The sequence below is a fragment of the Corallococcus sp. AB032C genome, from assembly GCF_003668935.1.
In the GTDB taxonomy this organism is placed as follows: domain Bacteria; phylum Myxococcota; class Myxococcia; order Myxococcales; family Myxococcaceae; genus Corallococcus; species Corallococcus exiguus.
This window is the reverse complement of the sequence record NZ_RAWP01000024.1, coordinates 41,920-63,557: the sequence shown is the minus strand read 5'-3', so window position 1 is coordinate 63,557 and position 21,638 is coordinate 41,920. Positions and strand designations below refer to the sequence as shown.

The following is a 21,638-nucleotide window of genomic DNA, read 5'->3' as shown; positions in this document are numbered from 1 at the left end:
TTCCCTGCTTACCCCTGCTGGTCCAACCGCGCCACTTCATCGTCCGCCAGACCGAACGTCGCCTGGAGCAGATCCAGGATGCGCTGCTCCGCGTTACTCGTCCGCCCGGACGCATGGGCGATCTTCGTGGCCAGCTGGTAGGCCTTCACCCGCTGGGAGTGCGTGGCCAGCCCGTGGGCCAGGACATGAAGTCGCTGCGGCAGCCCGTCCGTGGCCAGCGCCGCCACGGACTCGCTCACGAAGCCCTGCGCCCGCTCCGGGCTCACGTTCTGGAAGAGCGGATCCGCCGCGAAGCTCTCCACCATCGCGCGCGCCTCCGCCTCCTTCAGCTGACCGTCCGCCGCCAGCACCAGGACCATCACCTCCGCGAACAGCCGCTCCAGGGGCTCGCCCAGCGCCTCCGACAGGCTGCCCCCCTGCTCGATGACGTCGATAATCTGGGCGACCTCGTCCTCGGAGATGCCCAGCGCCGCCTGGAACGTCTTGAGCAGCCCCAGCTCCGAGCGGGTGGCCCGCTGATCCGCCAGCGCCACCGCCGCCGCCAGGCCGAAGGCCAGCATCCGGTTCTTGTGGTCCGGCAGCCGCCGGCGCAGCGAGGAGAGGACATCCTCCAGGTTGCGCGCCTCCGACAGCCGCACCGCGCTGGTCTCCACCAGCAGGTTCAACTCGCCCGACTGCGTGCCCTCGAACTCCGGGCGCTCCAGCACTCGTGCCAGCAACGTCTGCATCTCACGCTGGGACACGCTGCCGTCCGCCATCGCGGCCAGCAACATGGCCTCCACCAGCGCCGCGTTGCGCTCCTTGCGCGCCTTTACTGCCTGCTCTCGAGCCATGGACTGGCGCTCCCTTGAGTGTCGGTGGTGGGGGGGGTGACCGCGGGCCCGTCTTCCGTCGCGTTCAGCGGGTCCGGGTTCAGCGTCTTGTCCAAGAGGTGCGTGGGCCGCACGTTCGACATCGCGTTGAGCAGGCTCTGGCGGACGTTGGGGATCTCCTTGCCCAGGTCCTCCACCAGCTTCTGCATCCGCTTGCGCTGCAGGTTCTCCTGCGACCCGCACAGGTCGCAGGGGATGATGGGGAACTGCTTCGCTTCCGCGAACTGGATGATCTCCTTCTCCGGCGCGTAGCACAGCGGCCGGATGACCACGTTGCGGCCGTCGTCGCTCTTCAGCAGCGGCGGCATCGCCTTGAGGCTCCCGGCGAAGAACATGTTCAGGAGCATCGTGTGGATGAGGTCGTCGCGGTGGTGGCCCAGGGCAATCTTGTTGCAGCCCAGGTGCACGGCGGCGTTGTAGAGGATGCCCCGGCGCAGGCGTGAGCACACCGAGCACTGCGTCTTCCCGGGCGGGGTCTTCTCCAGGACGATGCTGTAGGTGTCCTCCTTCAGCATCTTGTAGGCGTAGCCTTCCCGCTGGAAGTAGCCCTCCAGGATGTGCCCGGGGAAGCCCGGGTGGCCCTGGTCCAGGTTCACGGCCAGCAAATCGAACTTCACGGGGGCTCGCCGCTGCAGCTCGCGCAGCAGGTGGAGCATCGTGTAGGAGTCCTTGCCTCCCGACACGCCCACCATGATGCGGTCCCCGGCCTCGATGAGGCGGAAGTCCGCGATGGCCCGGCCCATGTGGCCAAGCAGGCTTTTTTCAAGACGTTGGGCGTCGTTCATCGGCGGGGCCATCCTAGCGGCGGTTCGGGAAAAAACACGTCAAAGGGGCGGGCCGGTCCGCTAGCCTGCTCCCCGCGATGCCGACCTTTCCTCAGGGTGCCGTGGATGTAGTGGACCGCGCGGGCGAGGAAGCCGCCACGCGCATGCTGGAGGCCGCGCCAGAAGTAGCGGTGGACCTGGAGGCGGACGCCATGCACGCCTTCCGCGCCCGCCTGTGCTTCCTCCAGCTGGGCACCGACACGGACATCTTCCTCTTCGACACGCTCCAGCCGGGCGTGGATCCACGCCTGCTCTCTCCCATGATGGAGGACCCCGGGCGTACCAAGTACTTCCACGCCGCCCAGGGCGACCTGCAGTTCCTGGCGGAAGCCGGCGTGCGCGTGCGCGGCCTCTTCGACACGCACCGCGCGGTGACGCTCCTGGGGTGGCCCAAGGTGGGCCTGGCGGACCTGGCGCGCGAACGGCTGGGCGTGGAGCTGCCGAAGGAGCACCAGCAGTCCGACTTCTCCCTGCGTCCCCTGCCCGAGGGCATGCGCGACTACATCGCCAACGACGTGCGCTACCTCTGTGAGCTGGGCCGCCAGGTGCGCGACGCGTGCCGTGAGGCGGACATCCTGGAGGAGGTGCTGCTGGACTGCGAGCGCATGTGCGCGGAGGCCGAGGCCCGGCCTGAGACGGGCGCCGAGTACAAGCCCAAGCTCTCCAAGAGCGGCCTCAGCACGACGCAGTACGCGCTCGCGCACGCCATCGCGCAGGGGCTGCACAAGCTGCGGCTGGAGTGGGCGGAGAAGGACAACGTGCCCATGGGCCGCATGCTGTCCAACATGGCCATCACCGACCTGGCCCTGAAACAGCCGGACACGCACAAGGACCTGGCGCGCGCGGCCGGCGTGCGGGGCGCGGTGGTGCGCGCGCACGGCGACGACATCCTCGCCCTCATCCGCGACAACCAGCAGAAGGCCACCCGGGGCGAACTGGACCTCGACCGCGAGCCCAAGGGTCCGCGCGACCCCCACCGGCGCAAGCGCGAGGACGCGCTCAAGGCGTTCCGCGTCGAGCAGGCCACGGCGCGCAAGGTGACGCCCAGCGTGGTGCTCACCAATCCGCTCATGGACGCGCTGGCGTCGAAGCCTCCCGCGGACGTGGCGGAGCTCTCGCAGCTGCCTTACCTCGGGGATAAACGGATCAAGCTGTACGGCGACAAGCTGATCGCGTTGCTCAAGCCCTTCCCGGTGCTGGGAAGCTGACGTTCGCCACGACGAAGAGGCAACTGCTGTACGCTTCGGCTGAATCGTGCGCGGCGCTTCTGCATCCCCTGCCGGCTCGCTGTCCATGACCCCGGAACGCAGGTGTTCAGGCCTCATCTGCGGCTCCGGTGCTGGTTGCGAGAACGACGTCCGTGCGTACCTTTGACGCCGCACACAGGGAGGGCGTGGTCATGTTGGGAGCCAGGACAGGCGGGGCGCGGATCGAGGTCTCCCGGTGCATCGCCGCGAGCCTGAAGTGCCAGACGGCCTGCGAGGCGGGCATGGCACGCCTGAGGGCCCAGGGCGTCGCGGCGGATGACGACGCGGTGCGCCTGCTGCGCCAGTGCGCGGAGCTGTGCGAGCTCAACGTGCGCGCGCTCCAGAAGGAGAGCCGCCTGTCGCGCCGCACCGCCAGCCTGTGCTTCGAGTTGGGCAGCCAGGTGGCCCGCGCCGCGTGGCTGGAGGCGCAGGACCCGGACTCGCACGCGCTCGCGAGGGACGCGCTGCACCTGGCGCGCGCGTGCCGCCCGCTGGTGTTCGCGGCCTGAGGCGCTAGAGCTTGATGCCGTACAGCGCGCCGTACTTCGCGCGCAGGTACTGGAGGAAGTCCCGGTCCGTGAGCCCCTCGCCGGTGATGGAGCGCACCTGCTCCTCCGCGGGCAGCCGGAAGCCGTGCGAGTGCAGGTTCGTGCGCAGCCACCCCAGCAGTGACGACGTGTCACCCCGCGAGAGGTCCGCCTCCAGCGACGGCAGCGCCCGGTTCGCGGCGGAATACAGCGAGGCCGCGTACAGGTTGCCCAGCGAGTACGTGGGGAAGTAGCCCAGCTCGCCCCAGGCCCAGTGGATGTCCTGGAGCACGCCCTGCGTGTCGTCCGGGGGAGTAATCCCCAGGTAGCGCCGCATGCGCTCGTTCCACGCGGACGGCAGCTCCGACACGGGCAGCTCGTCGCGCAGCATCGCCAGCTCCAGCTCGTAGCGCAGGGCGATGTGCAGGTTGTACGTCACCTCGTCCGCCTCCACGCGGATGAGCGACGGCACCACGTGGTTGATGCCCGCGTGGAAGCCGTCCAGGTCCACGTCCGCCAGCGCCTCCGGGAAGGACTCCTTCAGCGCGGGGAAGTGGCTCACCCAGAAGGAACGGCCACGGCCCACCAGGTTCTCCCACAGGCGGGACTGGGACTCGTGCAGGCCCATGGACGGCACGGACGCCAGCGGCGTGCGGTGGTGCTCCGGGGAGAAGCCCTGCTCGTACAGGCCGTGGCCCGCCTCGTGGAGCGTGCCGAAGAGGGCGGCCGGTGGCCACACCGGATCCAGGCGCGTGGTGAGGCGCACGTCCTGCGCGTGCACGCTGTTGGTGAAGGGGTGGATGCTCACGTCCTGGCGGCCCGACTCCAGGTCGAAGCCCACGGCCTTGAGCAGCCGCATCGTGAACTGCCACTGCTGGCCGGTGTCGTAGGTGCGGCCGGAGAGGAACGCGGGGAAGGCCCGCTTCTGCTCGCCGAGCGCGGCCACCATGGGGATGAGCGCCTCACGCAGCGCGGTGAGCACCGGCGTCAGGCGCTTCACGCGCATGCCAGGCTCGAAGCCTTCCAGCAGCGCGTCGTAGCGCTCGCCGTCGTGGCCCTGCGCGTCCGCCTGCTCGCGGCGCAAGGCCAGCAGCGCCTCCAGCGCGGGCTGGAAACGCTCGAAGCGCTTCGTCGTGCGCGCCTCGCGCCAGGCCTGGAGTCCCTCGCCCTGCGCCTCCGCCAGCGCGGTCACCAGCCGGGCAGGCAGGCGCACCGCCCGGTCGCGCTCTCGGGTGAGGACGCGCACCATGGCGCGCTCGTCGGGCGTGAGGGCCTCGAAGTCCTGGCCCCCCTCCCCGGCGCGGGCCAGGGCCTCTCCCAGGCGTGGATCCACCAGCCGCTCGTGGTGGATGGCCTGGACGGTGGCCAGCTGCTGGGCGCGGGCGGAGGCCGCCTTGGAGGGCAGGTAGACTTCCCGGTCCCAGGAAGCCAGGTTGATGACGCTGTTCAGGTCGTTCAGCTCATGCATCCGTGCGCGCAGCCAGGAGTCCATGGCCTGTGTTTCTAGCGCGCTTCCAGGGTATGAGGACGCCCGCGATGGCCAACATCCTCCAATTCTTCATGGCACCCGACGACGAGGTCGCCTTCTTCCGCCACCTGGAGCGACACGTCCTGGAGGTCTACCCCCGGCGCGTGCCGCCGGACTGGGTGCCCTTCCGGGCCAACCCGGACAACATCTCGCGCCTGCCGGAGGAGGACCTCTACCTGGTGGCCAGCGAGATTGGCCCCGCCATGGTGGACAAGGTGAAGCGCGGCCCGGACAAGGGCTTCTGGCGCATCGACGAGGTGCGCTCGCCCGTCATCTTCATCGAGCGCTCGCGCCGCAACGAGGAGGGCGAGCTGCTCAGCGGGAAGATGTGGGTGGAGCTGGAGGTGACGTCCCAGACGGGCCGCCGCGACGCGGCCCCGGACAAGTTCCGCCGCCTCTACCTGGAGGTGGAGGAGTTCGTGAAGAAGACCTTCCGCCGGGGTGACCCGAAGGACTTCTTCGTGGGCAACCGCGCCGCGCGCCTCTGCAAGGAGGGCCTGGTGCTGCGCGACTCCGCCTTCCGCGGCGGCACCGTGGTGCCGCACAAGTAGCCGCTTCCGGGCCGGGGCTTTTCCCCCGGCCCTTTGCGTTCCTAGCTGCCGGTCGCGGACGACGCGGACTGGCGCAGGAGCGGGGCCTCGGAGACGAACTTCAGCTCCGGGTGCTTGTCCTCGGCGTGCTGGAGCGCCCAGTCGTCGCGGAAGAGCACCAGGGGCAGCCCGTCGCGGTCCTGCACCGTCTGGCGGTTGCCTTCCCAGTCGAACGACTTCGGCTCGAAGTTCTGGCCCACCACCCACCGGGCGTGGCTGAAGGGCAGCCGGTCCAGGGCGATCTTCGCGCCGTATTCATGTTCCAGGCGGTACTGGAGCACTTCGAACTGGAGCGCGCCCACCACGCCGACGATGGGGTCCTTCATGCCCATGGCCAGCTGCTGGAAGATCTGCACCGTGCCCTCTTCGGACAGCTGCTCCAGGCCCTTCTCCATCTGCTTGCGGCGCAGCGGATCCTTGGAGCGCACCACCGCGAAGAACTCCGGGCTGAAGCGCGGCACGCCTTCGAACAACACGTCCTGCGAGCCCTCCGCCAGCGAGTCGCCGATGCGGTACTGGCCCGGGTCGAACAGGCCGATGACGTCCCCCGGCCACGCGTCTTCAATGGACGTGCGCTCGGCGGCGAGGAACTGGCTGGGCTTCGCGAGCCGCACCTCCTTGCCCAGGCGCGAGTGGAACGCGTTCATGCCCTTGACGTAGCGGCCGGACACCACGCGCATGAACGCGATGCGGTCGCGGTGCGCGGGGTCCATGTTCGCCTGAATCTTGAAGACGAAGCCCGCGAACTTCGGGTTCGTGGGCTCGCGCGGGCCCTGCGTGGTGGGGCGCGACGTGGGCGCGGGCGCCAGGTCCAGGAACGCGTCCAGGAAGGGCCGCACGCCGAAGTTGGTCATCGCGCTGCCGAAGAACATGGGCGACAGCTGCCCCACGTCCGACTTCTCGCGCGTGAACTCGTCCCCGCCGATGTCCAGCAGCTCGATGTCCTCCTGGAGCTTCGCCAGCTCCGTCTCGGTGAGCACCGAGTGGATTTCAGGCGAGTCGATGGACACCGAGCGCTCCGTCACTTCCGACTCGCCGTGCGAGCCCTCCGCGGAGAACACGTGCACCACGCGCGCCTGCCGGTCGTAGACGCCCCGGAACTCCGGCCCCATGCCAATGGGCCAGTTCATGGGGTACGAGCGGATGCCGAGCACCTGCTCCAGCTCGTTCATCAGCTCCAGCGGTTCGCGGCCGTAGCGGTCCAGCTTGTTGACGAAGGTGAAGATGGGGATGCCGCGCAGGCGGCACACCTTGAAGAGCTTCTTCGTCTGGGGCTCCACGCCCTTCGCCGCGTCGATGAGCATCACCGCCGCGTCGGCGGCGGACAGCGTGCGGTAGGTGTCCTCGGAGAAGTCCTGGTGGCCCGGGGTGTCCAGCAGGTTCACCGCGTGGTCGCGGTAGCTGAACTGGAGCACGGACGAGGTGACGGAGATGCCGCGCTCCTTCTCCAGCTCCATCCAGTCGCTGGTCGCGTGCCGCCGCGCCCTCTTGGCCTTCACGCTGCCGGCCAGATGGATGGCGCCGCCGTACAGCAGCAGCTTCTCCGTCAGGGTTGTCTTTCCCGCGTCGGGGTGGGAGATGATGGCGAAGGTCCGTCGCCGGGCGACCTCCCTCTCGAGCTCGTTGGCCATGATCCGAGGCCAACTATCACGGGCGGTCGTTCCTTGCAGCTGTGCAAGCAGCGCCTGGAGGTTCGGCCGGGCTCCGGCCCTCCGGGGCAGCCCTCCCTCAGGCCCACATCGGAGCACGCCATGCAGCGCATCCTCCATGCCACCGGCACCCCCTGGGAGCCCCGGGTGGGCTACTCGCGGGCGGTTCGCACGGGCCCCTTCGTGTCCGTCTCCGGCACCACCGCCACGGACGCGGACGGCCAGCTCGTGGGTGAAGGGGACGCGTACCGGCAGGCGGCCCAGGCGCTCGCCAACATCCGCGCCGCCCTGGAGGCGGTGGGCGCCCGGGTGGAGGACGTGGTGCGCACGCGCATGTACGTCACCGACATCTCGCGCTGGGAGGAGATTGGCCGCGCCCACGGCGAGGTGTTCGCGGCCATCCGCCCCGCCACCTCCATGGTGGAGGTGAAGGCGCTCATCGACCCGCGGATGCTGGTGGAAATCGAAGCGGACGCGGTGGTGGCATCCGCCCTACCCTGACGGCCCAGGCCCCCAGACATCCAGGAGCAGGACATGACCATCACCATCACCGCCTTTGAAAGCTCGCCGGATCGCGGCAGGGGACTGGCGCGGGACATGCGGGTGCGCTGGGCACTGGAAGAGGTGGGCCAGCCCTACGACGTCCGTCTGCTGTCGTTCGAGGCGATGAAGCAGCCCGCGCACAAGGCGCTGCATCCGTTCGGTCAGATTCCAACCTACGAGGAGGGCGAGCTCGCCCTGTTCGAGTCCGGCGCGATTGTCTTCCACATCGCGGATCGCCATGCCGGCCTGCTGCCGGGAGATGCGCATGGCCGCGCTCGCGCAGTCGGGTGGATGTTCGCGTCGCTCAACACGGTCGAGCCGCCCATCTTCGACCGCAGCATGGTGATGATTCTCGAGCGCGACCAGCCCTGGTACGAGCATCGCCTGCGCGCGCTGGACGACATCATCCGGAAGCGGTTGGACGATCTCTCCGCGCACCTCGGCGACACCGACTGGCTCGACGGCGCCTTCAGCGCGGCCGACCTCCTCATGGTGACGGTCCTGCGCAGGGCGCAGGGGTCGGGCATTGTCGATGCGTATCCGAACCTCGCCGCCTATATCGCCCGCGCCGAAGCGCGCCCGGCCTACCAGCGCGCGTTCGCCGCGCAACTCGCGGTGTTCAACGCCGCCACTCCGACCGGGTGACAGCGCGGGGGCTTACGCCTCGGGTGGACCCGACAGCAACGGCATCACGTCTACCGCGTCGCACGGGAAGATCGTCATGTGCGGATGATTTTCGAACAGCTTCGCCGCGGCTTCATGCGACGGCGCGCGCCTCCCTTTGTGCGCGTGCGTGAGCCACCCGGGCCGCACGCGGGGAGACCATATGCCTACCCCCTCAGGGAAGTTGCTTGAGGACGTGGTGCGCTGGGAACCGGCCTGCGTCCTGCGGGTACCCGGCTCGTACTATTTCGGACCCAGCGACATGAGCACCTCAGCAACTCCGTCCGCGTGCTGCGGGTTCTCCTGGGCCACCGTGCGGAAGCCACACTTCTCAAGGACGCGGATCGACCCGACGTTGTGGACAGCGACCCACGCATGGAGCGGACGAATCGGCTCAAGCACGAGGAACTCCGAGAGCGCCCGTGTCGCGATGCCCTTGCCCCAGTGCTCGCGACCCATCCAATAGGCGACGAGGCGCTTGCCGTCCTGGTCCCAACTGCCGAGGTACCCAGCGACCAGGCCGCCAACGACGAGAGTGCGGGTCATGTTCTCGGGGCGGAGAACCTTCGTGCGCCAGTGGGTCAGGAAGGCATCGCGTTCCCGCGACGGGAATGCGGCCATGCGCAGCGCGACTGCGTCCCGCTGGTGCTCGAAGAAGATCGGGAGGTCTTCATCTGTAACGTTGCGCAGGATCACCAAGAGAGCCGGTCTCCACGAGCCGAGTGACGAGCCGACTCTAGCCCTCGTCCCACGCCGGGGTCGATGCTGCCGTGCCTCGCGCCACCGCTCCCGTCCTTCGCGACACCCGCTCTGCGCGACTCCCACCATCGTCTCCTGGCGCCCCGTCAACGCGCGCCTCAGGGTGAGCGCCGGGGCCAGGTTGCCTCAAATTGGATGGAGCCAGCCGACGACGCACACCTCGGCTGGGAACCGGCCTGCGTCCTGCGGACATCGCCTTGACGGACTTACCTGAAGCAGGTCAGAAGTCGGGGGTGACGTCGGTGGGCACGTCGTCCGGCGCGCCGGGGTTGCCGGGCTCGGGCGTCACGGCGTCGCCGGTGCCATCCGGGGGCGTCACGTCGCCGCGCAGCTCCACCGCGGGGCAGGCCTGGGAGCTGCCCACGCGGCTGCCGGCAACCTCCGTGCAGTTCTCCGGGCGGCCCGAGTCCGAGCACTGCAGGAGGACGCGGTAGACCTCCTTCTCCTGCGTGTCCCAGCAGGCGCTGCCCACGTAGTAGGTGTTCGCCGCGATGTCGCCGCCCCAGGCGCGCACGTCCACACGGCCGCCGCTGCCGGGGATGTGGCGCACGGAGGAGAGCACCTTCTCCTTCGCGGAGGTCGCGGTGCCGGGCAGGTTGTACGGGCCGAGCACGCGCACGCGGGTGACGCCGGTGGCTTCAATCTTGTGACCCACGAAGGCGCCGGTGACGGCCTCGTGCGTGGCGGGGTTCGGGGTGAAGCTGGCCAGCCGGTACGCCAGCGACTTGCTGCCCTTGCCGAAGTGGGCGAACGACATCATCAGCTTGCCCTGGCCCGCGTAGGACGGGGCCACCGCCTTGAGGTTGTCCAGGGAGACGGCCAGCGTGCCCCGGCCGCGGTGCGCGTCGCCGCTGCGCTTGAGCGCGCCCGCGGCGATGAGCTTGTAGGCGACGTCGTCCTTGCTGTTCAGCGGACGGGCCTCCAGCTTCCACTGGTAGCGCCCACCCGCGCCCTTGCGGATGGCGAGCTTGAAGGTGGCGTTGGCGCGGTCGGTGGGGCCGTACACCAGCACGTCGCCGGGCTGCTCGTTGGCGGCCTGCTTCGCCAGCTCCGTGATGGGCACCAGCGCCTGCCGGAGCGTGTCGTTGAGCGCCTTCACCTCCAGGCGGGCGCCCTCCAGCATCGCGGCGCCCTGCCCGTCGAGCGAGGCCTCCACCTGCATCAGGTCCTGGGCCACGAGCGCGGCGCCGTCCTGCGCGAGCGCGTCCGTGTTGATTTCGAGCGACGTGCCCGCGAAGTCCGGCAGGGACTCCAGCGCCTCCTGATCATCCACCCCGCCGCACGCCGTCGAAAGCACCAGGGCCGCACCCACCGCCAACGTCTTGTTCCAACGCATCGTCATCCTCCAGGTCGAATAGGTTCGCATGACTGCCTGCTGTTCCTTCCAACCCGGTGGACCCGGCGCGGTTGCGGGGCGGGGAATTTTCCCTTTGGGCGGCCGCCATGTGCGCGTGTGTCGGCTCACGGGGTGGCCGCCCTCCCGGGGAGCCCCTACCTTCCAGGGACCATGGGCGTCGAATGGAAGAGCAACATCGACATCGCGGACGCGCTGGAGCGGGTGGCGGACCTGCTGGAAACGCAGGACGCGATGCCCTTCCGGATAGGGGCCTACCGCAAGGCGGCGGCGACCATCGCGAACTGGCCGGACTCTGTCGCGCAGGTGCTGGCGGCGGAGGGAGAGGCGGGCCTGCGGGCGTTGCCCGGCGTGGGAAAGAGCATCGCGGCGACGGTCGCGGAGCTGGTGCGCACGGGACACGTGGGGCTGCTCGAGCGGCTGGAGGGTGAAGCGTCCCCCGAGGGCCTGCTCGCCAGCGTGCCCGGCATCGGACCGGAGCTGGCGAAGCGCATCCATGAAGCGTTGGACATCACCACGCTGGAGGCGCTGGAGCTGGCCGCGCACGACGGGCGTCTGGAACGGGTGGAGGGTTTCGGGCCCCGGCGCGCGGAGCAGGTCCGCGAGGTGCTGGCGGCGCGGCTGGGGCGCAACCGGCGCGAGCGCGAGCGGGGACGGGAGCACGGGCGAGAGGACGGGCCACGGCCCACCGTGGCGCTGCTGCTGCGGGTGGACGCGGACTACCGGCGGAGGTCGGAGGACGGGGAGCTGCGTCGCATCGCGCCCAAACGCTTCAATCCATCCGGCGAAGCCTGGCTGCCGGTGCTGCGCGAGCACGTGGACGACTGGAACTTCCGCGCGCTGTTCTCCAACACGGCGCTGGCGCACCAGCAGCACGCCACGGATGACTGGGTGGTCCTCTACTACGACCAGGGCGACGTGGAAGGTCAGTGCACCGTGGTGACCTCCCACGCCGGCCCGCTCAATGGCAGACGCGTGGTGCGCGGACGCGAGGACGAATGCCTCGCGTACTACGCCCGCGGGGACGCGGCGCACGAAGCACCGCACGCGGGGGCCTGAACACGGGGCAGGCAGTGCATGAGCCCGCCCCGTGTGCCTGGGCTCAAGGCGCCGGGGTGTACACGTCGACAGCGGAGCGCGCGCCGCCGCTTCCACTGCCGCCCGCGACCAGCACGCGGCCGGAGGGCATCAAGGCCAGGCCATGGTGCGTGTTGCGCGTGGACTGGATGCCCGCGGGCGTCCACGCGTTCATCGCGACGTCATACACCTCCGCGGAGTCGAGCACGCCCAGCCCCGAGCCGCCCTCCCCCGTCACCACCAGCACGCGGCCCGTGGTCAGCGCCGTGGCGTGCGGCAGGTAGCGCGGCATGTTCATGGACGCCACGGTCTTCCAGGTGCCTTGCGCGACGTCGTACAGCTCCGCCGAGCGCAGCGGCCCATCCACGCCCCATCCGCCCGCCACCAGCACCTGGCTGCCATTGCCCAGCGGCACCGCGATGTGGCCGTAGCGTGCCACCGCCATGGACGCCGTGGGCCGCCACGTGCCCGTGGCCGGATTGAACAGCTCCGCGCTCGCGGTGATGGCGTCCGCCCCGGTGGAGCTGCCGCCCATCACCAGCACCTCGCCCGAAGGCAGCGGCACGGCCGTGTGGTACGTGCGCGCGTGTCCCATGGCGCTCGTGGCGCTCCAGGTGCCCGTGGCCGGATTGAACAGCTCCGCGCTGGCGAGCGTGGAGGACGTGCTCGAGCCCGACGCGCCGCCCGTCACCAGCACCTGGCCAGAGCCCGGGAGCAGCGTCGCGGTGTGACGGGCCCGTCCCGTCCCCAGGTCTCCCACCAGCGCCCAGGTCCCCGTGGTGGGCGCGTACACCTCCGTTGCGGACAGCCAGGTGGAGGCGTCCCGCTGCCCGCCGCTCACCAGCACCCGGCCGTCATTCAAGGGCGTGGCGGAGTGCAGGAAGCGCGCGGTGCGCAGCGAGCCGGTGTCCTGCCAGCGGTCCGCCGCCTCGTCGTACAGCACGGCGCTCACGAGCGCGGCGCCCGACGAGGACGCCCCGCCCGCCACCAGCACTTCGCCCGTGTTCAGCCGGGTGGCGCTGAGCTGCGAGCGCGCGGAGCCGAGGCTCGCGGCCGCGCTCCACGGCAGGACGGCCGGGCGGTAGCGCTCCGCGGACGCACTGCGCGAACCCGCCTGGGGCACGCCGCCCAGCACGAGGACCTCTCCCGTCGGGAGCAGCGCGGCGGCGTGGCTGATGCGGCGCGATGCCATCGTCGCCGTCGCCGTCCAGAGGCCGGTGGCCGGAGTGTAGAGCGCGGCGCTGTCCAGGTAGGGCTGGCCGCCCGTGGAGCCTCCCGTCACCAGCACCTGCCCGGAGGTGAGCAGCGTCGCGGTGTGGAAGACGGACTGGGACGGCAGCGTGCCCTGCGACGTCCAGCTGCCGGTACCAAGGTCGAACAACTCGGAGGTGTTCGTGGCGAGGCTGCCCGCGAAGCCGCCCGCCACCAGCACCTGCCCGGAGAGCAGCAGCGTCGCCGTGTGCCCCGTGCGCTGCGTGACCATGGAGCCCGCCGCCGTCCACGCGCCCGTCGCGGGGTCATAGCGCTCCGCCGTCGCGAGCACGTTCCCGTTGGCGCTGTCCCGGCCGCCCGTCACCAGCACCTGCCCATCCGGCAGCAGCGTCGCCGCATGGCCCAGCCGGGCCGCGCTCATCTGGCCGGTGACGGACCAGGAATGGGTCGCGGGGGAGTAGAGCATCACGCTGGACAGCGCGTTGCCAAAGCCACTGTCGCCGCCCGCCACCAGCACCCGGCCATCCGGGAGCAGCGTCGCGGTGTGCTGGGAGCGGGGCAGGTCCAGTCCCGTCGCGGCGGACCAGCTGTTGGTGTCCGGGTCGAAGAGCTCCGCGCCGGCCGAGGCCAGCACGGAGGTGCCTCCACCCACGACCAGCACCTTGCCGGAGGCCAGCAGCGTGGCGGTGTGGCGCTGGCGGCTCGTGGCCATGGCGCCCAGCGAGAACCAGCGGCTGGTGCGCGGATCATACAGCTCCGCGGCGGACGTGCCTCCGCCCGCGACGAGCACATAGCCATTGCGCAGCAGGGTGGCCGAGGCATCCACGCGCACGGAGGCCATGGTGCCGGCGCTGCCCCACGAGGACGCGTCCAGGCGCGAGGTGGAGGTGGAGGGGACGTCAATGAAAGACGGAGCTTCGGGGGCACAGGCTGTCGCGCACGCAAGCGCGAGCGCGGCCAGCAGGCCGTGAAAACGGATACGGGTCATCGAGGGGAACTTCCTTCACTTCATGGGGGATGCGGCTTTCACCGCATGGGGGGCGGCCCCTTAACCCAGACGAAGGCAAGACACCACAGCGGAATTCCTATCAGCCAGACATTCCGGTGAGAGCAGAACCGCGGCCCTGAGGCGTCAGCTGCTCGCGGACGTGTAGTGGCGGATGGACATCAGCCACACCCAACGCGCCATCGCCGCGAACGCCACCGAGCCCACCACCGCCCCCACGAGCCACGTCCACGGCAGCCGGCCCAGCAGCGCGAGCGCGGGGAAGGTGGTCATCAGCGCCAGCGGGATGATGAAGGTGAACACCCACGCCAGCGAGCCCCGGAACACCGAGGACGGCCAGCGGGCCGCGTCGAAGATGGACGTGAACAGGTACGTGAGGTTGTCCACCTTCACCACGAAGAAGGCCGCGCTCACCACGAGGATCCACATCGAGTAGAGGATGAGCATGCTCGTCCCGAGCAACACCAGCGACGCGAACACGCCCGGCAGCGAAGGCCAGCGCCCCAGCGACACGAACGCGTAGACGAACAGCCCCACGCCAGACAGCACGTTCACCGCGCGCCACGGCAGGAAGCGCTGCGTGGACACCAGGAACTGCGCGTCCGCGGGCTTGAGCAGCACGAAGTCCAGCGTGCCCTTGCGGATGTGCTCCACCATGCCCGTGAGGCTGGGGCTGATGGCGCCCTCCAGCACCCCCTGGAGCAACGTGAACCAGCCCACCACCAGCAGCGACTCCTGGAACGTCCACCCCTCGATGTTGGGCCGCGCGCCGAAGACGACGAACAGCGGCGCCAGCGCGGTGAACGTCCACGCGAGTGAAGTCAGCCCCTCCGCCAGGAAGTCCGCGCGGTACTGCAACGCCAGCAGCCCGGAGGCCTTCAGCTGCACACCCAACAAGCGCAGGTAGCGCTTCGCGTTCACCACCGCCCTACCCTCCGAACGCCGCGAAGCGCGCCAGGCCCCGCCGCCAGACAGCCATGGACACCACGCCCAGGCCCAGCACCCACGTCCACTGCGCCCCGAGCAGCGCCCACGCGTCCTTCGCCGAATGCGCCCCCGTCATCAGCTCCACCGGCAGCCCCATCTGGTAGCGGAACGGCAGCCACTCCATGACGGTGCGCACGCCGGGCGGGAAGAACTCCACCGGGAACATGTACCCGGAGCAGACGAAGAACAGCACCATGTAGACTTCCATCAGCTTCTGGCTGCTCTCCAGGAACAGGCTCAGCGTGCCCAGCAGCACGTTCAGATAGAACGTGATCAGCCACGCGCCCACGATGCCCAGCGCGAACAGCCCCCAGCCCCCCAGCGACGTGGGCACGGCGCGCTCGGCGCCCGCCACCCACACGCTGATGCCCAGCACGGGCAGGACGATGGCGACGCGCAGCGGAATGCCCGCCAGCACCTCCGTCGCGTACGACAGCAGCGGGGAGATGGGCCGCAGGAGCCGCATCGCCAGCGTGCCCTGCTTCACCTCGTAGCTGAGCAGCCACGCCACCCAGGAGCTGGTGAGCTGCCGCACGCAGAAGGCCGCGAGGAAGTAGCCCGTGAACTCCGCCTGCCCGAAGCGGCCCACCGGCCCGCCGCGCGCCACCGCCGACCACAGCGCCAGCATGATGAGCGGCATGGTGGTGGCCAGCACCCAGATGATCATCTCCGCGCGGTAGGCCACCGCCTCGGAGAAGCCGATGCGCAGCATCGTGGGCAGCGCCTTGAGGGCCGTGCGCAGGCTCACGCCGTCACCGCCTCCCGGGCGGCCTCCGCCCGGCGCGCCTTGCCCTCCTGGAACAGCTCGCTCATCACCTCTTCCAGGGGCGCGTTCTCCACCGTCAGGTCCGTCACCGGCAGCGTGGACAGCGCGCGGCCCACCGTGGCGTTCACCGCGTCCTGCTGGACCTGGAGCACCGCCGAGCCCGGCTCGTGCGACACCACCTTGCCCAGCGGCGCCAGCAGGCTTGCGTCCACCGGCTGGCCCAGCCGCAGCACCACGCGCTTCTCCGGGCGCACGCGCTGCACCAGCGCGTCCAGGCTGCCGTCGTAGGACAGCTGCCCCTTGTCGATGACGATGACGCGCGGGCAGAGCGCCGCCACGTCGTCCATGTAGTGGCTGGTCAGGATGAGCGTGGCGCCCGTCTGCTCGTTGTAGGCCTTGATGAACGCGCGCATCGTCACTTGCATGGACACGTCCAGGCCGATGGTGGGCTCGTCCAGGAAGAGCACCCGGGGGCGGTGGATGAGGGCCGCGGCCAGCTCGCACTTCATCCGCTCCCCCAGGCTGAGCTGCCGCGTGGGCTTGCCGATGAGGTCCCCCAGCTCCAGCAGCGACACCAGCTCATCCAGCGTCTGCTTGTACTGGAGGCGGGGCACGTCGTAGATGGCGCGGTTGAGTTCGAACGTCTCCGACGGCGGCAAATCCCACAGGAGCTGCTGCTTCTGCCCCATCACCAGCATGATCTTCTTGAGGAACGCCTCTTCGCGCAGCCGGGGCACGTGGCCATCCACGGTGACTTCACCCTCGGACGGGTGGAGCAGGCCGGCGAGCACCTTGAGCGTCGTCGTCTTGCCGGCGCCGTTGGGGCCCAGGAAGCCCACGCGCTCCCCGGGCTTGATGTCGAAGGAGATACCGTCCACGGCCTTGACGGTCGTGTAGCTGCGGTGGACGAGCGAGCGCAGGGCCGCCTTCAGGCCAGGCGGGCGCTTGTGGACCTGATAGTGCTTGCGCAGTCCTCGGACGGAAATCATGGCGGGATGGGTTTAACGCGGTCGCCTCCGGGTGGCGACCCCTGATGTGAAGGCAACGATGAGCAACGCATACAGCAAGGACCTGGAGCGATGGCTGCCCCGGCTCATCTCCGTGTGGCGCGCGTCCCGGGGTCGAGAGGACGGGCCGGAGGGACGCCTCACGCCGCAGGAGGTCAAGGAGGTGGGCGCGGGCGTGAAGCAGCTGTCGCACGGCCTCACCCGCGAGCGCCAGCTGGCCGGCGCCCGGTACATGGACGACCCTCGCCTCTTGGGCGCCTACCTGCTCTTCTACTGGCCGGTGTCCTACGCCCAGGCGCGCCAGGTGCTGGGCGAGCTGCCGAACCGCCCCCGGCAGGTGCTGGACCTGGGCAGCGGCCCGGGCCCGGTGGCCTTCGCGGCCATGGATGCGGGCGCCAGTGAAGTGACGGCCGCGGACCGCAGCAAGCCCGCGCTGAACCTGGCGCGCGAGCTGGCCACGGAGGCCGGCGAGGCCATGGCCACGCGCGAGTGGGATCCGATGAAGAAGAACGCCACGCTGCCGGATGGCCAGTACGACCTCATCACGATGGGACACGTCGTGAACGAGCTGTACGGCGCGACGGATGAAGCGCTGAAGCCGCGCGCGGCGCTGCTGGAGTCGGTGCTCGCGAAGGTGAAGAAGGGCGGCAGCCTGCTGGTGATGGAGCCCGCGCTGCGCGAGACGAGCCGCAACCTGCTCAAGGTGCGAGACCTGATGGTGGAGCGCGGCTACGCCATCCGCGCGCCGTGCATGTATCGCGGCGCGTGCCCCGCGCTGGTGAAGGAGACGGACTGGTGCCACGCCGAGCGCGCGTGGCCCATGCCTCGCGTGGTGGAGGAGCTGGCGCGCGTGGCGGGCTTCCACAAGGAATCGCTCAAGATGAGCTACCTGCTGCTGGCGCCCAAGGGCGAGCCGTGGCCGGAGCCGCCGCCGGGCCGGCTGTTCCGCATCGTCAGCGAGTCGTTGGAGGGCAAGGGCCGCCAGCGCTACATCGGCTGCGGGCCGGAGGGGCGCGTGGGGCTGGCGATGCAGGAGCGCCACCGCTCGGAGAAGAACGAGAAGTTCTTCCACCTCCAGCGCGGAGACGTCATCGAGGCGACGGACCTGGAGACGAAGGGCGACGGCTTCGCGCTCGGGGAGAACGCCGAGGTGCGCATGGTGGCCCAGGCCGGACGCGGCGTGCCTCCCGCGCCCAAGCCCCCGGAACCTCCGAAACCCTGAGCGGAGACGACCAGGGCACGGCGGCCACTCCGTAGAGGGATGCAGTCCTTCCCCCGGAGGCCCCCGTGCCCCGCAGTCGATTCACGCTGCTCGTCCTCCTCGCCTCCGGCGCGGCCCACGCGACGACAATGCCTGGCCGCTCCGGCGTGAAATTTTCCAGGAGCGCGATGGCGGCCCGCATCAGCGCGGCACCACCGTCGAAGGAGGACCGTGGCGACTCGTTCTCGGGCTGACGTGGTATCTCTGAACGGCTCGCCCCGTGGGCGCCGTCTGTTGTTAGGTTGCGCCGCACCCCATTCCCAAGGAAGGAACCCCGTGCCCGCACCCACGCCGCTGCGAACGCTCTATCCCTCCATCGAGCCCTACCGCACCGGCCAGTTGAAGGTCACCGGTGGCCACACGGTGCACTTCGAGGAGAGCGGCAACCCGAAGGGCAAGCCCGTGGTGTTCGTGCACGGCGGCCCGGGCGGCGGCACCGACCCGAAGCAGCGCCGCTTCTTCGACCCCAGCGTGTACCGCATCATCCTCTTTGATCAGCGAGGCTGTGGCCGCAGCACGCCGCACGCCAGCCTGATGGAGAACACCACCTGGGACCTGGTGGCGGACATGGAGCGGCTGCGCGAGCACCTGGACCTGGAGCGCTGGATGCTCTTCGGCGGCTCGTGGGGCAGCACCCTGTCGCTCGCGTACGCGGAGGCCCACCCGGAGCGAGTCACGGAGCTGGTGCTGCGCGGCATCTTCCTGCTGCGCAAGCAGGAGATCGACTGGTTCTACCAGCGCGGCGCGAGCGCGATGTTCCCGGACGCGTGGGAGCACTTCATCGCGCCCATCCCCGAGGACGAGCGCGGCGACCTGCTCCAGGCCTACGCGAAGCGGCTGATGGGTGACGACAAGCATTCACAGCAGGAGGCCGCGAAGGCGTGGAGCGTATGGGAGGGCCGCACCAGCTGCCTGTACCCCAACGCGGAGCTCATCGCGCGCAACGCGGGCGACGACTTCGCCATCGCCTTCGCGCGCATCGAGTGCCACTACTTCGTGAACAAGGGCTTCCTGCGCACGGACACCCAGCTGTTGGACGACGTGCACCGCATCCGCCACATCCCCACCGTCATCGTGCAGGGCCGCTACGACGTCGTGTGCCCGCCGGAGAGCGCGTGGGCCCTGCACCGCGCGTGGCCGGAGGCCCAATTCGTCATCGTGCCGGACGCGGGCCACTCCGCCAACGAGCCCGGCAACACCTCCGCGCTCATCGAAGCCACGGACCGCTTCCGCGGCCTGTAACGGGCCGCGGGCACGGGCCAGGACGTCACATGTCCTGGCCTTCGGGCTCCGGGTCGTCCGATTGCCACTCGCACTTGCGGGGGTTCCACACGAGATGGGCCACGTGCTGGCCCGCCGTGGAGACGTTGAAGCGCTTCCACGCCTCCGGCCCCGGCTGATCCGCCATGAGCTCCACCAGCGACAGGTCGTCCGCCCCGGGCTCCGTCAGGGAGGGCGACTCCACCAGCTTCCCGCAGCCTGGCGCCATCAGGACGCCGTCCGGCTTCTTCAGGCTCACGATGGGCGAGCCGACGGCCACCACCGCCATGGGCATCCCCAGGTCGGTGACCACCTTCTGGACGCGTGCATCCCGGGCCATGCAGCTCGTGGCACTGTCCTTGAGGAGCAGCTCCGCCGTCGTGCTGCCCTGCTTCGCCTGGGCCTGAAGCGCCATGACGCGCTCCTTCGCCTGGGCTTGATCCTCCGGCGTGCACGGCCCCACGCACTGACCCTTCATCAGGACCTCCGCCAGCACGGCCGGCCCCTGAGCCACGCGCAGCAGCAGGTCCGAGGACTGGCACTCCATCACCGTGCGCGGGTTCAACCGGTGCTCGGTGAGCACCAGGCCCGGCGCGTTCGGGAACGGATGCGAGGCAGCCGCCTTCGCGTCCGTCTTGAGCGGAGACTTCAGCGCGTTGGGCGTGGGGCACGACAGCGCGGCGGTGCCGGTCAGCTGCCGCACGGACGTGTCCTGCGCCCAGGGCCGCACCAGGGCCATCGCGCGGTCCGCGTCCTCCTTCGTGCCGCACACGCCCAGCACCGCGAACTGCTGTCCTTCCTCGAACCCCGGAAGCGCCTTGGCGGCCATCACCTTGGGGAAGCCCTTCGCCGGCTTCGCCCACGCCAGCGCACGGTCCTTCTTCAGCTCGGCCAGCTTCTTGGACAGCGCAGGCGCATTCGCGTCCTGCCCCAGCACGACGGCCCAAGGCGCTTCCGCTCCCAGGGCCCCCGTGGAGGACAGGACACAGCTCAGGACGGCGAGGACACTCCAGACGGGACGGGGCGAGCGCATGGAGCGCGCACTCCACCCCATTCCTCGCTCAGCCGCGAGGGGTCAGCGACTTCGCCAGCTCCTCATAGAGATGGATGGCGGAGCGGATGGCCTTCTCCCAGTCGCCCAGGTGCAAGCTCTCGTTCTCCGAGTGGGCGTACGTGTACGGATCCTCCACGCCGATGAGCAGCGCGGGCACGCCGCCCAGCTCCTTCGCGAACGGCTCCACGAACGGAATCGAGCCACCGCACCCGATGGTGACCGGCTTCTTCGCGTAGCCCTTCTCCAGCGCGCGGAACGCCGCCTGGAACGCGGGATGCGACGAATCCGTGTACCACCAGCCGGATGCCTGGTCCTCGCGGATCTCCAGCTCCAGGCCCCACGGGCACACCTTCTTCAGGTGCGCCACCAGCCGGCGCTGCACGTCCTCCGGATTCATGTCCGGCACCACGCGGATGCCCACGCGCGCCCACGCGGACTCCACCACGATGTTGCGCGCGTCCTTGCGGCTGCTGGCCTGGATGGCGTTGATGGCCAGGCTCGGCTGGCGCCAGTTCGTCTCCCAGGGGTGCCGCCCACCGCCCAGCAGCTGCACGCCCTCGCGCATGCCCACCTGCTCGCGGAAGGTCGCGTCGTCACCGGGCAGCGCCTGGATGCTCTGGCGCTCCGCGTCCGTCAGCGGCTTCACCTGCTCCATCACACCTTCAATCGCGATGGTGCCATCCGCGTGCGTCAGCGACGCCAGCATCCGGCACAGCGCCATCGCGGGATCCGGAATGGGCCCGCCCCACATGCCGGAGTGCACCGCCTGCTGCAGCCCCCGCACCTCCACGTCCACCGTCACCAGCCCACGCAGCGCCGTGGTGATGGACGGCAGCCCCGTGTCGAAGTTCGTCGTGTCCGTCAACACGATGGCGTCCGCCGCCACCAGCTTCGCGTGCTTCTGGAGAAATGCACCCAGGTGGTCACTGCCCGCCTCCTCCTCGCCCTCGATGATGACCTTCACGTTGAGTGGGAGTTGGCCGGTGCTCTTGAGCCACGCGTCCACGGCGGAGGTGTGCACGACGATGCCTGCCTTGTCGTCCGCCGCGCCGCGTCCGTACAGGCGGCCGTCGCGCTCCTCGGGCTCGAAGGGCGGGCTCTTCCAGGCCGCTTCATCTCCCGCGGGCTGCACGTCGTGGTGCGCGTAGAGGAGGAGCGTGGGCCGGCCCGGCGCCTTGAGCACCTCGCCATAGACATACGGGTGCGCGCCCTCGATTTCGAGCAGTTGAACGTTTTCAAACCCACGGTCCTTCAACAGGGCCGCGGTGGCCTCCGCGCTCTTTCGCACAATGGCGGCGTCGAACCCGGGAAAGGACACACTGGGTATGCGTACGAGGGCCTTGAGGTCCTCCAGGTACGCGGCCTTGTGGGCCTCGAAATGGGACAGCGCGGGATGGGTGGACATGCCCACCCCTTAACCCAAAAGCCGAGCAGGCACGTGGGATGCGCGCG

General features: G+C 69.9%; 20 protein-coding genes. 8 read left to right on the top strand and 12 right to left on the bottom strand.

The features are described 5' to 3' along the window. Nucleotides 1–8: 8 nt before the first annotated feature. A complete protein-coding gene (locus D7X99_RS13460) occupies nucleotides 9–833 on the bottom strand; it encodes a tellurite resistance TerB family protein (protein ID WP_121778151.1) in 825 nt (274 codons plus the stop codon). Next, nucleotides 812–1,669: a tRNA 2-thiocytidine(32) synthetase TtcA gene (gene ttcA, locus D7X99_RS13455; protein ID WP_121778150.1), complete on the bottom strand. Its 858-nt coding sequence runs from the start codon at nucleotides 1,667–1,669 to the stop codon at nucleotides 812–814. The genes D7X99_RS13460 and ttcA overlap by 22 nt, the downstream gene beginning before the upstream one ends. Nucleotides 1,670–1,734: 65 nt before the next feature. Between ttcA and D7X99_RS13450 the strand changes: the two genes are divergently transcribed. Further along, a complete protein-coding gene (locus D7X99_RS13450) occupies nucleotides 1,735–2,904 on the top strand; it encodes a ribonuclease D (protein WP_121778149.1) in 1,170 nt (389 codons plus the stop codon). Between the two features lie 191 nt (nucleotides 2,905–3,095). After that, a complete protein-coding gene (locus tag D7X99_RS13445) occupies nucleotides 3,096–3,452 on the top strand; it encodes a hypothetical protein (RefSeq protein ID WP_121778148.1) in 357 nt (118 codons plus the stop codon). A gap of 4 nt (nucleotides 3,453–3,456) precedes the next feature. Here D7X99_RS13445 and D7X99_RS13440 read toward each other — a convergent pair whose 3' ends face one another. Beyond that, nucleotides 3,457–4,962, bottom strand: a complete 1,506-nt coding sequence (locus D7X99_RS13440; protein ID WP_121778147.1) for a carboxypeptidase M32 — start codon at nucleotides 4,960–4,962, stop codon at nucleotides 3,457–3,459. 44 nt (nucleotides 4,963–5,006) lie between these two features. On the opposite strand from D7X99_RS13440, the gene D7X99_RS13435 reads away from it, so the two are divergent. Continuing rightward, nucleotides 5,007–5,549: a hypothetical protein gene (locus D7X99_RS13435; protein ID WP_120596040.1), complete on the top strand. Its 543-nt coding sequence runs from the start codon at nucleotides 5,007–5,009 to the stop codon at nucleotides 5,547–5,549. A 41-nt stretch (nucleotides 5,550–5,590) separates the two neighbouring features. On the opposite strand, the gene D7X99_RS13430 is transcribed toward D7X99_RS13435, so the two are convergent. Then, nucleotides 5,591–7,219 (bottom strand): peptide chain release factor 3, encoded by a 1,629-nt coding sequence (locus D7X99_RS13430; protein WP_121778146.1) that lies wholly within the window; start codon nucleotides 7,217–7,219, stop codon nucleotides 5,591–5,593. Between the two features lie 120 nt (nucleotides 7,220–7,339). Here D7X99_RS13430 and D7X99_RS13425 point away from each other — a divergent pair, with 120 nt between their 5' ends. Beyond that, entirely contained in the window at nucleotides 7,340–7,738 is a 399-nt protein-coding gene (locus tag D7X99_RS13425) for a RidA family protein (RefSeq protein WP_120577503.1), read from the top strand. Between the two features lie 33 nt (nucleotides 7,739–7,771). After that, nucleotides 7,772–8,425, top strand: a complete 654-nt coding sequence (locus tag D7X99_RS13420; protein WP_121778145.1) for a glutathione S-transferase family protein — start codon at nucleotides 7,772–7,774, stop codon at nucleotides 8,423–8,425. 261 nt (nucleotides 8,426–8,686) lie between these two features. Here D7X99_RS13420 and D7X99_RS13415 read toward each other — a convergent pair whose 3' ends face one another. Next, entirely contained in the window at nucleotides 8,687–9,139 is a 453-nt protein-coding gene (locus tag D7X99_RS13415) for a GNAT family N-acetyltransferase (protein WP_121778179.1), read from the bottom strand. 283 nt (nucleotides 9,140–9,422) lie between these two features. Continuing rightward, the gene (locus D7X99_RS13410; RefSeq protein WP_147476146.1) at nucleotides 9,423–10,568 is read right to left on the bottom strand and encodes a hypothetical protein; all 1,146 of its coding nucleotides are present in this window, start codon (nucleotides 10,566–10,568) and stop codon (nucleotides 9,423–9,425) included. A 141-nt stretch (nucleotides 10,569–10,709) separates the two neighbouring features. Here D7X99_RS13410 and D7X99_RS13405 point away from each other — a divergent pair, with 141 nt between their 5' ends. Beyond that, a complete protein-coding gene (locus D7X99_RS13405) occupies nucleotides 10,710–11,615 on the top strand; it encodes a helix-hairpin-helix domain-containing protein (RefSeq protein ID WP_121778143.1) in 906 nt (301 codons plus the stop codon). A 43-nt stretch (nucleotides 11,616–11,658) separates the two neighbouring features. On the opposite strand, the gene D7X99_RS13400 is transcribed toward D7X99_RS13405, so the two are convergent. The 4 genes from D7X99_RS13400 to D7X99_RS13385 form a co-directional block, all read right to left on the bottom strand. Continuing rightward, nucleotides 11,659–13,833, bottom strand: a complete 2,175-nt coding sequence (locus D7X99_RS13400; RefSeq protein WP_233613354.1) for a kelch repeat-containing protein — start codon at nucleotides 13,831–13,833, stop codon at nucleotides 11,659–11,661. 144 nt (nucleotides 13,834–13,977) lie between these two features. Beyond that, nucleotides 13,978–14,772, bottom strand: coding sequence for an ABC transporter permease (locus D7X99_RS13395; RefSeq protein ID WP_121778177.1), 795 nt, complete (start codon nucleotides 14,770–14,772; stop codon nucleotides 13,978–13,980). A gap of 7 nt (nucleotides 14,773–14,779) precedes the next feature. Beyond that, on the bottom strand, nucleotides 14,780–15,586 hold the full coding sequence (locus tag D7X99_RS13390; RefSeq protein WP_121778142.1) for an ABC-2 family transporter protein: 807 nt from the start codon (nucleotides 15,584–15,586) through the stop codon (nucleotides 14,780–14,782). Then, nucleotides 15,583–16,593, bottom strand: a complete 1,011-nt coding sequence (locus D7X99_RS13385; RefSeq protein ID WP_121778141.1) for an ATP-binding cassette domain-containing protein — start codon at nucleotides 16,591–16,593, stop codon at nucleotides 15,583–15,585. Before D7X99_RS13385 ends, D7X99_RS13390 begins: the two co-directional genes overlap by 4 nt. Before the next feature lie 58 nt (nucleotides 16,594–16,651). Between D7X99_RS13385 and D7X99_RS13380 the strand changes: the two genes are divergently transcribed. Beyond that, entirely contained in the window at nucleotides 16,652–17,833 is a 1,182-nt protein-coding gene (locus tag D7X99_RS13380) for a small ribosomal subunit Rsm22 family protein (RefSeq protein WP_120577494.1), read from the top strand. Between the two features lie 315 nt (nucleotides 17,834–18,148). Continuing rightward, nucleotides 18,149–19,114, top strand: a complete 966-nt coding sequence (pip, locus tag D7X99_RS13375) for a prolyl aminopeptidase (RefSeq protein WP_121778140.1) — start codon at nucleotides 18,149–18,151, stop codon at nucleotides 19,112–19,114. Nucleotides 19,115–19,139: 25 nt separating this feature from the next. On the opposite strand, the gene D7X99_RS13370 is transcribed toward pip, so the two are convergent. Beyond that, a complete protein-coding gene (locus D7X99_RS13370; RefSeq protein WP_121778139.1) occupies nucleotides 19,140–20,165 on the bottom strand; it encodes a hypothetical protein in 1,026 nt (341 codons plus the stop codon). A gap of 28 nt (nucleotides 20,166–20,193) precedes the next feature. Continuing rightward, entirely contained in the window at nucleotides 20,194–21,591 is a 1,398-nt protein-coding gene (locus D7X99_RS13365; RefSeq protein ID WP_169830973.1) for a M20/M25/M40 family metallo-hydrolase, read from the bottom strand. Nucleotides 21,592–21,638: the final 47 nt, after the last annotated feature.

Excerpts from the sequence above, each read along its gene's own strand:
- D7X99_RS13460 (WP_121778151.1), bottom strand. The coding sequence starts at position 833 with ATGGCTCGAGAGCAGGCAGTAAAGGCGCGCAAGGAGCGCAACGCGGCG.
- ttcA (WP_121778150.1), bottom strand. The coding sequence starts at position 1,669 with ATGGCCCCGCCGATGAACGACGCCCAACGTCTTGAAAAAAGCCTGCTT.
- D7X99_RS13450 (WP_121778149.1), top strand. The coding sequence starts at position 1,735 with ATGCCGACCTTTCCTCAGGGTGCCGTGGATGTAGTGGACCGCGCGGGC.
- D7X99_RS13445 (WP_121778148.1), top strand. The coding sequence starts at position 3,096 with ATGTTGGGAGCCAGGACAGGCGGGGCGCGGATCGAGGTCTCCCGGTGC.
- D7X99_RS13440 (WP_121778147.1), bottom strand. The coding sequence starts at position 4,962 with ATGGACTCCTGGCTGCGCGCACGGATGCATGAGCTGAACGACCTGAAC.
- D7X99_RS13435 (WP_120596040.1), top strand. The coding sequence starts at position 5,007 with ATGGCCAACATCCTCCAATTCTTCATGGCACCCGACGACGAGGTCGCC.
- D7X99_RS13430 (WP_121778146.1), bottom strand. The coding sequence starts at position 7,219 with ATGGCCAACGAGCTCGAGAGGGAGGTCGCCCGGCGACGGACCTTCGCC.
- D7X99_RS13425 (WP_120577503.1), top strand. The coding sequence starts at position 7,340 with ATGCAGCGCATCCTCCATGCCACCGGCACCCCCTGGGAGCCCCGGGTG.
- D7X99_RS13420 (WP_121778145.1), top strand. The coding sequence starts at position 7,772 with ATGACCATCACCATCACCGCCTTTGAAAGCTCGCCGGATCGCGGCAGG.
- D7X99_RS13410 (WP_147476146.1), bottom strand. The coding sequence starts at position 10,568 with ATGCGAACCTATTCGACCTGGAGGATGACGATGCGTTGGAACAAGACG.
- D7X99_RS13405 (WP_121778143.1), top strand. The coding sequence starts at position 10,710 with ATGGGCGTCGAATGGAAGAGCAACATCGACATCGCGGACGCGCTGGAG.
- D7X99_RS13400 (WP_233613354.1), bottom strand. The coding sequence starts at position 13,833 with ATGACCCGTATCCGTTTTCACGGCCTGCTGGCCGCGCTCGCGCTTGCG.
- D7X99_RS13385 (WP_121778141.1), bottom strand. The coding sequence starts at position 16,593 with ATGATTTCCGTCCGAGGACTGCGCAAGCACTATCAGGTCCACAAGCGC.
- D7X99_RS13380 (WP_120577494.1), top strand. The coding sequence starts at position 16,652 with ATGAGCAACGCATACAGCAAGGACCTGGAGCGATGGCTGCCCCGGCTC.
- D7X99_RS13370 (WP_121778139.1), bottom strand. The coding sequence starts at position 20,165 with ATGCGCTCGCCCCGTCCCGTCTGGAGTGTCCTCGCCGTCCTGAGCTGT.
- D7X99_RS13365 (WP_169830973.1), bottom strand. The coding sequence starts at position 21,591 with ATGTCCACCCATCCCGCGCTGTCCCATTTCGAGGCCCACAAGGCCGCG.